The organism is Streptomyces sp. 7N604, from assembly GCF_052245475.1.
In the GTDB taxonomy this organism is placed as follows: domain Bacteria; phylum Actinomycetota; class Actinomycetes; order Streptomycetales; family Streptomycetaceae; genus Streptomyces.
On the sequence record NZ_JBQQBX010000026.1, the window covers coordinates 99,872 to 114,200 of the forward strand.

The window sequence follows — 14,329 nt, forward strand, 5'->3', positions numbered from 1 at the left end:
CCCGCGGTGCCGGTTCCGCGAGGAGCGCACTCCCGTTTCACGTGAAACATCGAGCCGCAGTGCGTGATGCGGAGGCCGCCCGGAGGGCGCTGCATCCGCTCAGGGGCTGTGTTTCACGTGAAACACAGCCCCTTCGTTAGGCCGAATGGGTTTGCCCGCCGCGACGACGGCTGCGTAGAGCAGAGCGATGAGCACGATCAGCGTCGCCGAGCGGCCGTCCGGTGGCAGCATGAGCGCTGCCACGCCGGCGGCGGCCACGAAGGCGACATTGAAGAGCATGTCGTAGAGCGAGAAGATCCGACCGCGGTAGGCGTCGTCGACGAATTCCTGGACGATGGTGTCGGTGGCGATCTTCGCGCCCTGGGTCGCCAGGCCCAGGAGGAAGGCGGCGACCAGTATCGGTGCGGGCTCGAAGGGCAGGCCCAGGCCGGGCTCGAGGACCGCGGACGCGGCCGAACAGGTGACGATCCATCGCAGCTGGACATCCGGAACCAGCCAGCTGACCTTGCCGAGCCGGTCGATCGCCCACGGCGTGACCACGGCCGCCGCGAAGAATCCCGCACCCGAGACGGCGACGGCGAGTCCGAGCAGGGCGAGACCCTCGGATTCGGTCTCGGACCAGGCGTACCGGCAGAGCATCAGGACCATCACGGTCAGCGCGCCGTAGCAGAAGCGCATCAGACTCATCGCGGCCAGGGCGCGTGCGGCCAGGTGCCGCTCTCTCAGGTGGATCAGGCCCTGGGCCAGCCCTTCGGCGGTGCTGGCCAGGGCGGCCCGCAGACGGGGCTGGACCAGTTCCGGATCCGGTCCCAGCAGCTCGCGTCCCATCCGCAGCGCGGCGAGTCCCGCGCAGAGATAGATCCCGGCGCCGAGCAGTACGGTCACGGCGTCGGAGTCCGAGCCGGCGAGGCGTAGGGCGAAGGCCAGCCCGCCACCGGCCGTGGCGGCCAGTGTCCCGGCCGTCGGGGAGAGGGAGTTGGCCATGACCAACCGGTCCCGGTCGACGACACGCGGCAGGGCGGCCGAGAGCCCCGCCAGGACGAAGCGGTTGACGGCGGTCACCGACAGGGCGGAGCCGTAGAAGAGCCAGTCCGGCACCTCGGCCACGATCAGTAGCGCGGTCCCGGAGGCGAGGACGGCCCGGAGCAGGTTGCCGTACAGCAGCACCTGGCGGCGCCGCCAGCGGTCGAGGAGGACGCCTGCGAAGGGTCCGATGAGGGAGTACGGGAGCAGCAGCACGGCCATGGCCGAGGCGATGGCGGCGGGCGTGGTCTGCCTCTCCGGCGAGAAGACGACGTACGTGGCGAGCGCGACCTGGTACACGCCGTCGGCCAGCTGAGAAAGGAGGCGGACGGCCAGCAGCCGCCGGAAGTCACGCAGCCCCAGTAGCACGCGCAGATCACGCACAACAGCCATGTCGCACAGCCTCACACAGCACACGGACCCCCGGGCGTATTGCCCGAGGGTCCGCGATCACGAGCCAAAGCGGCGCGCCGGATTGCTCCTAGCGCTCGACCTCGCCCCGGATGAACTTCTCGACGTTCTCGCGCGCCTCGTCGTCGAAGTACTGCACCGGCGGCGACTTCATGAAGTACGAGGATGCCGAGAGGATCGGGCCGCCGATTCCGCGGTCCTTGGCGATCTTCGCGGCGCGCAGTGCGTCGATGATGACGCCGGCCGAGTTGGGGGAGTCCCAGACCTCGAGCTTGTACTCCAGGTTCAGCGGAACATCGCCGAACGCACGGCCCTCGAGACGGACGTACGCCCACTTCCGGTCGTCCAGCCAGGCCACGTAGTCGGACGGACCGATGTGGACGTTCTTCTCGCCCAGCTCGCGGTCGGGGATCTGCGAGGTGACGGCCTGCGTCTTGGAGATCTTCTTGGACTCCAGGCGCTCGCGCTCGAGCATGTTCTTGAAGTCCATGTTGCCGCCGACGTTCAGCTGCATCGTGCGGTCCAGGATGACGCCCCGGTCCTCGAACAGCTTGGCCAGCACGCGGTGCGTGATCGTGGCGCCGACCTGCGACTTGATGTCGTCGCCGACGATCGGCACGCCCGCCTCGGTGAACTTGTCCGCCCACTCCTTGGTGCCGGCGATGAAGACCGGGAGGGCGTTGACGAACGCCACCTTGGCGTCGATCGCACACTGCGCGTAGAACTTGGCGGCTTCCTCGGAGCCGACCGGCAGGTAGCAGACCAGAACGTCGACCTGCTTGTCCTTGAGGACCTGGACGACGTCGACCGGGGCCTCATCGGACTCCTCGATGGTTTCGAGGTAGTACTTGCCCAGGCCGTCGAGCGTGTGGCCGCGCTGCACCGCGACGCCGGTGGACGGCACGTCGCAGATCTTGATGGTGTTGTTCTCGCTGGCGCCGATGGCGTCCGCGAGGTCGAGGCCGACCTTCTTCGCGTCGACATCGAAGGCGGCCACGAACTCGACGTCACGCACGTGGTAGTCGCCGAACTGCACGTGCATCAGACCGGGCACGCGGCTGTCCGGGTCGGCGTCCTTGTAGTACTCGACGCCCTGCACCAGCGAGGCGGCGCAGTTGCCCACGCCGACGATGGCTACGCGAACCGAACCCATTCCGGTTGCTCCCTGTGTGTACTCGACGAAGCCCTGCCGGATGCAGGACCTCACTTGGCGGTGTCGTCGGACGGATCCGGCCGGGAGCGACCCCGGTCCCGGGGCAGGCCGCCCGTGCTCCCTGACTGGTCCTGAGAATCGGAGGCGGATCGCCGCTGATCCCGCCCTGCCCGCTCGCTCTCGATCAGCTCGTTGAGCCAGCGAACCTCGCGCTCCACCGACTCCATGCCGTGTCGCTGGAGCTCGAGGGTGTAGTCGTCCAGCCGCTCGCGGGTACGGGCCAGGGACGCGCGCATCTTCTCAAGGCGCTCTTCCAGCCTGCTGCGGCGCCCTTCCAGCACCCGCACCCGTACGTCTCGCGACGTCTGGCCGAAGAAGGCGAAGCGGACGCCGAAGTGCTCGTCCTCCCACGCGTCGGGACCGGAATGGGCGAGCAGCTCCTCGAAGTGCTCTTTCCCTTCCGCCGTCAGCCGGTAGACGATCTTCGCCCTTCGGCCGGCCAGCGAGGCGGCGAGCGCGTCCTCCGGCGCGCTGCCCGGTTCCTCGATCAACCACCCCTGGCTGACCAGCGTCTTCAGGCAGGGATAGAGGCTGCCGTAGCTGAACGCGCGGAAGACGCCCAGCGAGGTGTTGAGCCGCTTGCGCAGCTCATAGCCGTGCATGGGGGACTCGCGGAGCAGGCCGAGGACGGCGAACTCGAGGATGCCGGAGCGTCTGCTCATGCCCCGCCTCCCCTCGCTCGGCGGCCTCCTATGCCGCGCTGATGTATCGACTCGATACATCAAGACGATAGAACGGCCCTGCGGCTGCGACAAGGGGGGAAATCGTGAGCGGCATCACATCACTGATTCGTAGGAATCAACTTGCCTGATTTGGGGTGAAGATGCGTGCCCAGTGGGTTTTGACCATGCGTAGTCTGTCCGCCATGAAGGCCACCGGGAACCACGGAACACCGCGGAGCGTCCTCGTCCCTGGTGCAGTGCGGCCACCCACCGGAACGTGTGGGTCCGTATGCCGGGGGGACCGGAAGTCATCTGTCGCTTTCAGGCGATACCGCCTGCCCGAGGAGTAGCTGTTCCATGAGCGAGCACCGTCGCAAGCCACCACAGTCCCAGGGTGGTGGACGCGCTGCGGCCCGGCGCGGAGCGCAACAGCCGCCGTACGGCCGCCGAGCCGCGCCCCAGCGCACCGCCAACCGGTCCTCCGCGGGACCGATGGGCGAGGAGTCCTACGGCGGCCGCGCAGAGGCCCGTCGTGCCTCTCAGCGAGCGGCCGGTGGCGGCGGCCGCCGCCGTGCGGTCCCCAGTCACGAAGGCGGCGGCCGGGCAGCAGGGCGCCGCGCGGCCGCCCGCGATCCGCAGCAGAGGCGCTTCATCGACTACCCGCGCGCGGGGAAGTTCGGGCTGCGACGCTGGGTGCCGTCGTTCAAGCAGGTCCTGGGGGCGGGTATCTGCTTCTTCGGAGTGATGGTGGCGTTGGCCGGCGTCGCACTGGCGCTGGTGTCGAAGCCCAACGTCAACGAGGCGGCCAAGGCGGAGAGCAACGTCTACTACTGGAGCGACGGCACGCGGATCACGGCGACCGGCGGTGACGTGAACCGGCAGATCGTGCCGATCACCGAGATCCCCGTGTCGATGCAGAGCGCTGTGATAGCGGCAGAAAACGAGACATTCGAGGATGACTCGGGCGTCGACCCCAAGGGTATCGCCCGTGCCGTCTTCAACATGGCCCGCGGCGGCGACACCCAGAGCGGATCGACCATCACTCAGCAGTACGTCAAGAACGCCATGCTGAGCCAGGAGCAGACCCTGACGCGCAAGGTCAAGGAGCTGTTCATCTCGATCAAGGTGGGTGCGACCGAGGAGAAGGACGACATTCTCGCGGGTTACCTCAACACCGCCTATTACGGTCGGGGCGCCTACGGCATCCAGGCTGCGGCCCAGGCGTACTTCGGCAAGAACTGCGACAGGCTGAACCCCAGTGAGAGCGCCTTTCTGTCGGCGGTCCTGAACGGTCCGAATCTCTACGACCCGGCAGGTGGCATCGGTGACAATGCCACCAAGGAACTGAATCTCCAGCGGGCCACGGACCGTTGGTCGTGGACGCTGGACCGCGAAGTGAAGATCGGCAAGATGAGCGCTGCCGAGCGGGCCAAGTACACGAAGTTCCCGAAGACGATCGACCCGAACCTGGCCAAGGGCCTGTCGGGACAGACCGGTTATCTCGTCGAGACGGCGCAGAAGTACGTCATCAAGCAGACCGATCTCAATGCGGACGACCTGTCCAAGGGCGGCTACCAGATCCACACGACCTTCGACAAGACGAAGACCAAGGCGCTCGAGACGTCCGTCAACGCGTCCCGCAAGGTGTACCTCGACTCGAAGAAGCGTGAAAAGGACAAGTTCGTCCAGTTCGGTGGAGCGTCCGTCGATCCGAGGAGCGGCAAGATCGTCGCGCTCTACGGTGGCGAGGGATACGACCAGAATCACTTCAACAACAACGCGGACACCTCCGGCGTCCCGGTCGGCTCGACCTGGAAGCCGTACGTCCTGGCCGCGGCGATGAAGTACGGCACGTACAAGAGCGACGGTGAGGGAATCTCGCCGCAGAGCAAGTACAACGGCAATGACAAGGTGGTCATCAAGGACCGCAACGGGCAGCCCATCCCCGGGCCTGGCGGAGAGCCCTTCCGCCAGAAGAACGAGGGTGACAAGCGCTGGGGCTACATCACTCTCGAAAAGGCGATGGAGCAGTCCATCAACTCGCCCTTCGCGCAGCTGGGCGTCGATGTCGGTCTGGGCAATGTGAAAGAGATCGCCATGGGCACCGGCATCCTCGAGGAGACCATGGACCGGCTGAACGTGTCCTACTCCCTGGGCACCTCGACGCCGAGCGCCATCCGCATGGCCGACTCGTACGGCACCTTCGCCACCTCCGGCGTTCACGTCGAGCCGTACTCGGTCACCAAGGTGGAGAAGGAGGGGCAGGAGCTGAAGGGCTTCGAGCCGCCCAAGTCCAAGCAGGCCCTGGACAACAATGTCGCGAACAATGTGACCAAGGTCCTGCAGAACGTCATCAAGAACGGCACCGCGCAGAAGGCGAGGGCGCTGAACCGCTTCGCTGCCGGCAAGACCGGTACCACCGACGAGAACAAGTCGGCGTGGTTCGTGGGTTACACCAAGCAGCTGTCGACCTCGATCGCCATGTTCCGTACCGATCCTGAGAGCAAGAAGCTGCTCTCCATGAACGGCACCGGTGGCTTCGACTCCATTCACGGTGGTGCCATTCCCACCGAGATCTGGACCGACTACATGAGGGCAGCGCTCAAGGGCCAGCCGGACAAGCCCTTCCCCGCGGCGGAGCCCATCGGTGACAAGGTCGACCAGGACGGTGCCCCGTCCCCGACGCCGACCGCCCCGTCCCAGAGCCCTTCGGCGACCCCCTCCGTGACGCCGTCCAGGACGCCCGGGGGCGGCAAGCCGTCCACCTCGCCGAGCCCCTCGGACACCTGTGGTGTCTTCGACCCGCAGTGCCAGACCGACGGGGGTACCAGCGACGGCGGCACGACTACCGGCTCCGATGGCGGTAGTACGGCGTCGAGCTCCCCGTCAGAGCCGGGCGGCGGGAACGGCAACGGAGGCAATGGGAACGGCGGGCTCTTCGGCGGCCCGACCAGCCGCGAGGAGTGACCGTCCACCTCCTGTGACGCCCGTCGTACGACACAGCCCCCGCCCGGTCCGACCGGGCGGGGGCTGAAGTCGTCCGGGCACGTGCGGCAGTATGTGGCCCATGACGAGCGTGCACGAGGACCGGCGCCCGGAGCCCGTACGGCCCACTGCCGAAGACGATGTGGCCGCGGCCGGGAGTGAGCTGATCGGCGGGCCGGCCGGCCGTCGCGCGCTGCTCGGCGCCGGCTGGTGGACGCCGGTGCGGATCATCGCGCTCGTGGCGATCGTGATGTTCGCGCTGGGCATGGTGCAGAAGCTGCCCTGCTACAACGGCGGCTGGTTCTTCGGCGCCGGCAGCCAGTACACGCACGCGTGCTACTCCGACATCCCGCATCTCTACAGCGCGCGCGGCTTCGCCGACGGCCGGGTCCCTTACTTCGACCGGCTCCCCGGGGACATGGAGTACCTGGAGTACCCCGTCCTCACCGGCCTCTTCATGGAAGCCGCCTCCTGGCTGACCCCGCACGGCGGCGCCATCCAGGACCGTGAGCAGATCTACTGGCTGGTCAACGCGGGCATGCTCATGATGTGCACCGCCGCGATCGCCGTCTTCGTGGCCCGTACGCACCGCAGGCGCCCGTGGGACGCGCTGCTCGTCGCCCTCGCGCCCGCCTTCGCGCTCACCGCCACCATCAACTGGGACCTGCTCGCGGTCGCCCTCACCGCCGCCGCGATGCTGATGTGGTCGCGCAGCCGGCCGCTCGTCGCGGGCGTCCTGATCGGCCTGGCGACGGCCGCCAAGCTCTATCCGGTGCTGCTGCTGGGACCGCTGCTCGTGCTGTGCCTGCGGGCCGGGCGCTGGCGTGAGTGGGGCGCGGCCGCGGGCGGGGCGGTCGCCGCGTGGCTGGTCGTGAACGTGCCGGTGATGGCGCTGGCGCCGGAGGGGTGGAAGAAGTTCTACACCTTCAGCCAGGAGCGACCGGTCGACTTCGGCTCGTTCTGGCTCATCATCTCGCAGCGCACCGGGAACCCGCTCGACAGCGCGAACGCGTGGGCCACGGCGCTCACCCTGCTGCTGTGCGCCGGTATCGGAGCTCTCGCGCTCTACGCCCCGCGCCGCCCGCGCTTCGCCCAGCTGGCCTTCCTGGTCGTCGCGGTCTTCATCCTCGTCAACAAGGTCTACTCGCCGCAGTACGTGCTGTGGCTGATCCCGCTCGCGGCGCTGGCGCGGCCGCGGTGGCGCGACTTCCTGATCTGGCAGGCCTGCGAGGTCGCGTACTTCACCGGCATCTGGATGTACCTCGCGTACACCTCGAGCGGTGACAAACACCATGGCCTGCCACCCGAGGGCTACCAGCTCGCGATCCTGGCGCACCTGCTGGGGACGCTGTACCTCTGCGCCGTGGTGGTGCGGGACGCCCTGCTGCCGGAGCGGGACCCCGTGCGGCGCGACGGCTCGGACGACCCGTCGGGCGGCGTGCTGGACGGGTCGCCCGACGTCTTCGTCCTCGGCCACCACCGGCAGGCCCGGCACGCGGCGCACTACGAGGGCACGTACGTGGAGTGGGGCGTCGCGCAGCGGGGCGGCTCGGCGTAGGGGGTTCCCTCAGGTCTCTCAAGACTCTCAGGTCCCTGACGTCAGCTGAGGTCAGCGGTCGACCACCCGGTCGACCTGCGTCGTGGTATGCCTCAGGTGGGCCACCAGCTCCTCGCCCACCTTCGGTTCCGCGGCGTCGACCGGCACGAACAGGAGGGAGACCTGCATGTGCGGGGGCTCAGCGAACCAGCGCTGCTTGCCCGCCCAGACGAAGGGCGAGAGGTTGCGGTTGACCGTCGCGAGGCCGGCGCGGGCCACGCCCTTGGCGCGGGGCATCACGCCGTGCAGGGCCTTCGGGGCTTCCAGGCCGACGCCGTGGGACGTGCCGCCGGCCACGACAACCAGGTAGCCGTCGGCGGCCGCCTTCTGCTGGCGGTAGCCGAACCGGTCCCCCTTCACGACGCGCGTGACGTCCAGGACGGCGCCGCGGTACTCGGTGGCTTCGTGGTCGCCGAGCCAGAGGCGGGTGCCGATCCGGGCCCGGAAGCGGGTCTGCGGGAACTGCTGCTGGAGGCGGGCGAGTTCATCGGCCCTGAGGTGGCTGACGAACATGGTGTGCAGCGGCAGGCGGGCGGCGCGGAGGCGGTCCATCCAGGTGATGACCTCTTCGACCGCGTCGGAGCCGTCGGTGCGGTCCAGCGGCAGGTGGATGGCGAAGCCTTCGAGCCGTACGTCCTCGATGGCCGCGTGCAGCATCGGCAGGTCCTGCTCGCTCACGCCGTGCCGCTTCATGCTGCTCATGACCTCGATGACGACGCGCGCCCCGACCAGGCCGTGGACGCCTTCGACGGAGCACACCGAGCGGATGACGCGGTCCGGCAGCGGGACGGGCTCCTCGCCGCGCCGGAAGGGTGTGAGGACGAGCACGTCGCCGCTGAAGTAGTCCTTCATCCGGGCGGCTTCGTACGTGGTCCCGACCGCGATGATGTCGGAGCCGAACCGGCTGACCTCCTCGGCCAGGCGCTCGTGGCCGAAGCCGTAGCCGTTGCCCTTGCAGACCGGGACGAGCCCGGGGAACTGCTGGATCACCTTCTGCTGATGCGCCCGCCAGCGTGCGGTGTCGACGTAGAGGGTGAGCGCCATGGCCGGTTCGGAACCTCTCTCGTGTCTGCGGTGTATAGGAGGTATGAAGCAGAGAACGTGGGGGCCGGGGACGCCGGCGGCGGAGGAGCCGCGGGTGCCGGCAGTGGGGTCAGCGGCGGGACATGTAGATGTCGAGCGCCTTGTGCAGCAGCTTGTTGAGCGGGAAATCCCACTCACCAAGGTATTCGGCCGCCTGTCCGCCGGTGCCGACCTTGAACTGAATCAGACCGAAGAGATGATCCGTCTCGTCGAGGGAGTCGCTGATGCCGCGCAGGTCGTAGACGGTGGCGCCGAGCGCGTAGGCGTCGCGCAGCATGCGCCACTGCATCGCGTTCGAGGGCCGGACCTCGCGCTTGTGGTTGGCGGAGGCGCCGTAGGAGTACCAGACGTGGCCGCCCACGATCAGCATGGTGGCGGCGGCGACGGCCTCGCCCTCGTGCGTGGCGAAGTAGAGCCGCATCCGGTTGGGGTCCTCGGCGTTGAGGGCCTTCCACATGCGCTGGAAGTAGCCGAGGGGGCGTGGCCGGAAATGGTCGCGCTCGGCGGTGATCTCGTACAGCCGCTGCCATTCGGGGAGGTCGTCGTAGCCGCCCTGGACGACCTCGACGCCCGCCTTCTCCGCCTTCTTGATGTTGCGGCGCCACAGCTGGTTGAAGCTCTTGTGGACGTCCTCGAGGGAGCGATTCTCCAGAGGCACCTGGAAAACGTACCGGGGTTGCACGTCGCCGAAGCCGGCGCCGCCGTCCTCGCCCTGCTGCCAGCCCATCCGACGCAGCCGGTCGGCGACCTCGAAGGCGCGCGGCTCGATGAAAGTGGCCTCCACATCGCGCAGTCGCTTCACATCCGGGCTCTGGATACCCGACTTGACCGCTGCGGCGTCCCACCGCCGGATGACCACCGGCGGGCCCATCTTCACGGAGAAGGCACCCTGCTGCTTGAGGTGCGTCAGCATCGGCTGGAGCCAGTCCTCGAGGTTCGGCGAGAACCAGTTGATGACCGGGCCTTCGGGGAGATACGCCAGATACCGCTTGATCTTGGGCAGCTGACGGTAGAGGACGAGGCCGGCACCGACGAGCTTGTCGGAGTTGTCGAACCAGCCGAGGCTTTCCGAGCGCCACTCCGCCTTGACGTCCGCCCATGCCGGAACCTGCATGTGGCTCGCCGCGGGCAGGCTCTGGATGTACGCCAGATGCTGCTCTCGGCTGATGGTCCTCAGGGTCAGGCTCATGCGGGGCGCTCCTCGGCAGGTGTGTCCCCAGGGTCGGGGCTCCGGCTCTCGCCGGGAAGCCTACTGCGCCAAGGACTGCGGCCTCCGGGGGACGGCTGCTCCGGTGGACGTCGCCCAGCACGGGCGCTGTCCCGTCCCCCGGGGCGACCCGACCCGGGTCCTGCCTGGAGCCCGCTTGGCCCGGCCGGCCTGCCTTGCCCGCCGGGCCTGGTCGACCCGGCCGACCCGGCCGACCCGGTCGACCCGCTATCCGAGCACGCTGCCGAAGAGACCGCCGTGGGCCATGCCCAAGTAGAAGCCGACCGCGGCCGCGCCGAGGCCGATGATCAGGAGGAAGCGCTCACCCGTGGTTGCCGAGATCATCTGGCCCCATGCGCCGGAGACGACCCCGACCAGACCGGTCCAGGAACTGATCAGGTGGAGGTTGTCGAACTGGGCGGTGATGAACGCGACCGCCCCGAGCACCAGCGTCGCCACGACGATGCTGTTCTCGACGGGGTGGGGCTTGCCATCACTGTTCAGAACGGACGTCAGGGCGGAGAGTGGGCCGTGGTGTTGACGAACTGGCTGCGCCATAGGGCACCTCCTGGCGAAGGGCGGCGCACTGTAGCGCCGCACACACCCGATGTGTACAGATTGCGGCCATCGGAGGCCGGATTTCAACCGGAAGGCTCGGTGCAGGTACTCTGTACGGTCTGCACCGGTGTCTGCCCAGGTCGGCGACGGTCCCCCACGCGGGAAGGACCGCGCTGTCAGTGGCAGCCGATACCGTTGCTACGCATCACGACCCTCCTGCCACGGAAAGACCGTGGCCGCTGAGTCCAGAGGAGGTGGGTTCCACATGCGTCACTACGAGGTGATGGTCATCCTCGACCCCGATCTCGAGGAGCGCGCTGTCTCCCCGCTGATCGAGAACTTCCTGTCCGTCGTCCGCGAGGGCAACGGCAAGGTGGAGAAGGTCGACACCTGGGGCCGTCGTCGTCTCTCGTACGAGATCAACAAGAAGCCCGAGGGCATCTACTCGGTCATCGACCTGCAGGCCGAGCCTGCGGTCGTCAAGGAGCTCGACCGTCAGATGAACCTGAACGAGTCGGTCCTCCGGACCAAGGTCCTCCGCCCCGACACCCGCTGAGCCCGAGCGCTCAGCACGAGTCGGGTTCGAGTAGCAAGCAGCCAGCAGCACACCCGCCGAGAGGTTCACCCATGGCAGGCGAGACCGTCATCACGGTCGTCGGCAATCTCGTCGACGACCCCGAGCTGCGCTTCACCCCGTCCGGTGCGGCGGTCGCGAAGTTCCGCGTCGCGTCCACTCCCCGCACCTTCGACCGCCAGACCAACGAGTGGAAGGACGGCGAGAGCCTCTTCCTCACGTGCTCGGTGTGGCGCCAGGCGGCGGAGAACGTCGCCGAGTCCCTTACCCGGGGCACCCGTGTGATCGTGCAGGGCCGCCTCAAGCAGCGGTCGTACGAGGACCGCGAGGGCGTCAAGCGCACGGTCTACGAGCTCGATGTCGACGAGGTCGGCGCCAGCCTGCGCAACGCCACGGCCAAGGTCACGAAGACCACCGGCCGGGGCGGGCAGGGCGGATTCGGCGGCGGTGGCGGTGGCGGCCAGGGTGGCGGCGGCTGGGGCGGTGGCCCCGGCGGCGGTCAGCAGGGCGGCGGGGCTCCCGCCGACGACCCCTGGGCGACCAGTGCACCGGCCGGCGGCCAGCAGGGCGGCGGCGGTGGCTGGGGCGGCGGCTCCGGCGGCTCCGGCGGCGGCTACTCGGACGAGCCGCCCTTCTAGACCGCGCCCGCGGTCCAGTGAGGGCGACCAGCACAAACTTCTTGATCACACTGGAGAGAGACAATGGCGAAGCCGCCTGCTCGCAAGCCCAAGAAGAAGGTTTGCGTGTTCTGCAAGGAGAAGATCTCCTACGTCGACTACAAGGACACGAACCTGCTGCGGAAGTTCATTTCCGACCGCGGCAAGATCCGTGCCCGCCGGGTCACCGGCAACTGCACCCAGCACCAGCGTGACGTCGCCACGGCCGTGAAGAACAGCCGTGAGATGGCGCTGCTGCCTTACACCTCGACGGTTCGCTAAGGGAGGATGACCGAATCATGAAGATCATCCTCACCAACGAGGTCTCCGGCCTCGGCACCGCGGGCGACGTCGTGGACGTCAAGGACGGCTACGCTCGCAACTACCTGATCCCGCGCGGTTTCGCGATCCGCTGGACCAGGGGTGGCGAGAAGGACGTCGAGCAGATCCGCCGCGGTCGCAAGATCCGCGAGATCGCCACCATCGAGCAGGCCAACGAGGTCAAGGCCCGGCTCGAGGCCGTGAAGGTCCGCCTGGCCACCCGCTCGGGTGACGCCGGCCGCCTCTTCGGCTCCGTCACGCCGGCCGACATCGCCTCGGCGATCAAGGCCGCGGGCGGTCCCGAGGTGGACAAGCGCCGCATCGAGGTCGGCACGCCGATCAAGACCCTGGGCTCGCACCAGGTGTCCGTGCGCCTGCACGCCGACGTCGCCGCCAAGGTCGGCGTCGAGGTCGTCGCGGCGTAATCCGCTGCGCTCGGCAGAGCGGTAGAGCGAGCCGGAGGGCCGCACCCCCAATGGGGGTGCGGCCCTCCGGGCGTGAGGAGCTGGGCGTGCTCGAGGCGGGAGAGAGCTGGGCGCCCTCCGGACGTGCGGAGTGGGCGTAAGACTCCCCCCGTCGTCTCCGCCTCAGGCGCGGACTGCGCCTGGGACGAGCCAGCGGCCCGAGCGGGTGCGGGCGGCGAGGGTGAGGAGGCGGATGACCATCATCAGGCCCATCACCCACCACAGGACCGTGAGACCTCCGCCCAAGCTCGGTACGGCGAGCGCCAGCGGGGCGAACCCGGCCAGTGTCACGAGCATCGCCCACGCGAGGTACGGGCCGTCGCCCGCGCCCATGAGCACGCCGTCGAGGACGAACACCACGCCGGACACGGGCTGGGTGACCGCGACGACCAGCAGCGCGGGGAGCAGCAGATCGTGCACTGCGGGGTCGCTGGTGAAGATGGGCAGGATCAGCGGCCGGGAGACCGCCACCAGCAGGCCCAGGACGACGCCCGCCCAGATGCCCCACTGCACCATGCGGCGGCAGGCGGCCCTGGCGCCCGCCACGTCCTCGGCGCCCAGGTAGCGTCCGATGATGGCCTGTCCTGCGATGGCGATGGCGTCCAGCGCGAAGGCCAGCAGCGACCAGAGGGTGAGGATGACCTGGTGGGCGGCCACATCGGCGTCGCCGAGTCGGGCCGCGACCGCGGTGGCGATCATCAGGATGGCGCGCAGCGAGAGCGTACGGATCAGGAGCGGAGCTCCGGCCTGGGCGCAGGCCCGGATGCCGGCGGCGTCGGGGCGCAGCGAGGCGCCGTGGCGCCTGGCGCCGCGCACGACGACGGTGAGGTAGGCCGCGGCCATGGCGCACTGGGCGATGACCGTGCCCCAGGCGGAACCGGCGATGCCGAGCCCGGCGCCGTAGACGAGACCGGCGTTGAGGGCGGCGTTCGCGGTGAATCCGCCGATGGCGACGTACAGCGGGGTGCGGGTGTCCTGCAGTCCGCGCAGCACACCGGTGGCGGCGAGGACCACGAGCATCGCCGGTATGCCGAGGGCGCTGATGCGCAGATACGTCACGGCGTACGGCGCCGCGGTGCCGGAGGCGCCGAAGAGATCGACGAGGGCCGGGGCGGTGGGCAGGGCCGCGGCGACGAGGGCGGCGCCGAGCAGGAGGGCGAGCCAGATCCCGTCCATGCCCTGCCGGATCGCGGCCCGGAGGTCGCCCGCGCCGACGCGGCGCGCGACTGCCGCCGTGGTGGCGTAGGCGAGGAAGACAAAGACGTTGACGGAAGTCAGCAGTAGGGCGGCGGCGATGCCGAGGCCGGCCAGCTGGGGGGTGCCGAGGTGGCCGACGATGGCGCTGTCGACCATGACGAAGAGCGGCTCCGCGACGAGGGCCCCGAAGGCGGGCAGGGCGAGGGAGATGATCTCGCGATCGTGGCGGCGGGCGCTGCGCTTCTCGGTCGCGGGAGCCTGGGTCATGGGCTCCAATGTAATCTTCCACAGGTAAGCGACACAACAGCATTCTGCTCCTTACTTCGCACAGCTTGTGATGATCTTGTGTGTGTCGTTTGTCGCGATCTTGAATCGCTT

13 protein-coding genes are annotated in these 14,329 nt (G+C 68.7%); 6 read left to right on the forward strand and 7 right to left on the reverse strand.

The window, feature by feature from the left end; translation table 11 throughout:
* Positions 1–99: 99 nt before the first annotated feature.
* From ACTWP8_RS27050 to ACTWP8_RS27060, 3 genes are all read right to left on the reverse strand, one after another.
* Entirely contained in the window at positions 100–1,416 is a 1,317-nt protein-coding gene (locus ACTWP8_RS27050; RefSeq protein ID WP_443324715.1) for an MFS transporter, read from the reverse strand.
* A gap of 88 nt (positions 1,417–1,504) precedes the next feature.
* Entirely contained in the window at positions 1,505–2,587 is a 1,083-nt protein-coding gene (locus ACTWP8_RS27055) for an inositol-3-phosphate synthase (protein WP_443324716.1), read from the reverse strand.
* Between the two features lie 50 nt (positions 2,588–2,637).
* Positions 2,638–3,309, reverse strand: coding sequence for a helix-turn-helix transcriptional regulator (locus ACTWP8_RS27060; protein WP_443316125.1), 672 nt, complete (start codon positions 3,307–3,309; stop codon positions 2,638–2,640).
* A 357-nt stretch (positions 3,310–3,666) separates the two neighbouring features.
* Here ACTWP8_RS27060 and ACTWP8_RS27065 point away from each other — a divergent pair, with 357 nt between their 5' ends.
* Both ACTWP8_RS27065 and ACTWP8_RS27070 read left to right on the forward strand, forming a co-directional pair.
* A complete protein-coding gene (locus ACTWP8_RS27065) occupies positions 3,667–6,276 on the forward strand; it encodes a transglycosylase domain-containing protein (protein ID WP_443324717.1) in 2,610 nt (869 codons plus the stop codon).
* 100 nt (positions 6,277–6,376) lie between these two features.
* Positions 6,377–7,852 carry a glycosyltransferase family 87 protein gene (locus ACTWP8_RS27070; protein ID WP_443324718.1) on the forward strand — a complete coding sequence of 492 codons (1,476 nt, stop codon included), beginning with the start codon at positions 6,377–6,379 and terminating at the stop codon, positions 7,850–7,852.
* A 51-nt stretch (positions 7,853–7,903) separates the two neighbouring features.
* On the opposite strand, the gene ACTWP8_RS27075 is transcribed toward ACTWP8_RS27070, so the two are convergent.
* From ACTWP8_RS27075 to ACTWP8_RS27085, 3 genes are all read right to left on the reverse strand, one after another.
* Complete coding sequence (locus tag ACTWP8_RS27075; RefSeq protein WP_443324719.1) at positions 7,904–8,935, reverse strand: alanine racemase; 1,032 nt, start codon at positions 8,933–8,935, stop codon at positions 7,904–7,906.
* Between the two features lie 109 nt (positions 8,936–9,044).
* Entirely contained in the window at positions 9,045–10,163 is a 1,119-nt protein-coding gene (locus tag ACTWP8_RS27080) for a lipid II:glycine glycyltransferase FemX (protein ID WP_443324720.1), read from the reverse strand.
* Positions 10,164–10,409: 246 nt separating this feature from the next.
* Complete coding sequence (locus ACTWP8_RS27085) at positions 10,410–10,739, reverse strand: hypothetical protein (protein WP_443316120.1); 330 nt, start codon at positions 10,737–10,739, stop codon at positions 10,410–10,412.
* A gap of 265 nt (positions 10,740–11,004) precedes the next feature.
* Between ACTWP8_RS27085 and rpsF the strand changes: the two genes are divergently transcribed.
* The 4 genes from rpsF (at position 11,005) to rplI (ending at position 12,715) form a co-directional block, all read left to right on the forward strand.
* The gene (gene rpsF / locus ACTWP8_RS27090) at positions 11,005–11,295 is read left to right on the forward strand and encodes a 30S ribosomal protein S6 (RefSeq protein ID WP_443316119.1); all 291 of its coding nucleotides are present in this window, start codon (positions 11,005–11,007) and stop codon (positions 11,293–11,295) included.
* Between the two features lie 71 nt (positions 11,296–11,366).
* A complete protein-coding gene (locus ACTWP8_RS27095; protein ID WP_443316118.1) occupies positions 11,367–11,951 on the forward strand; it encodes a single-stranded DNA-binding protein in 585 nt (194 codons plus the stop codon).
* Between the two features lie 63 nt (positions 11,952–12,014).
* Complete coding sequence (gene rpsR, locus ACTWP8_RS27100) at positions 12,015–12,251, forward strand: 30S ribosomal protein S18 (protein ID WP_055472526.1); 237 nt, start codon at positions 12,015–12,017, stop codon at positions 12,249–12,251.
* 17 nt (positions 12,252–12,268) lie between these two features.
* The gene (rplI, locus tag ACTWP8_RS27105) at positions 12,269–12,715 is read left to right on the forward strand and encodes a 50S ribosomal protein L9 (protein ID WP_443316117.1); all 447 of its coding nucleotides are present in this window, start codon (positions 12,269–12,271) and stop codon (positions 12,713–12,715) included.
* Between the two features lie 162 nt (positions 12,716–12,877).
* On the opposite strand, the gene ACTWP8_RS27110 is transcribed toward rplI, so the two are convergent.
* Complete coding sequence (locus ACTWP8_RS27110; protein WP_443324721.1) at positions 12,878–14,218, reverse strand: MATE family efflux transporter; 1,341 nt, start codon at positions 14,216–14,218, stop codon at positions 12,878–12,880.
* Positions 14,219–14,329: the final 111 nt, after the last annotated feature.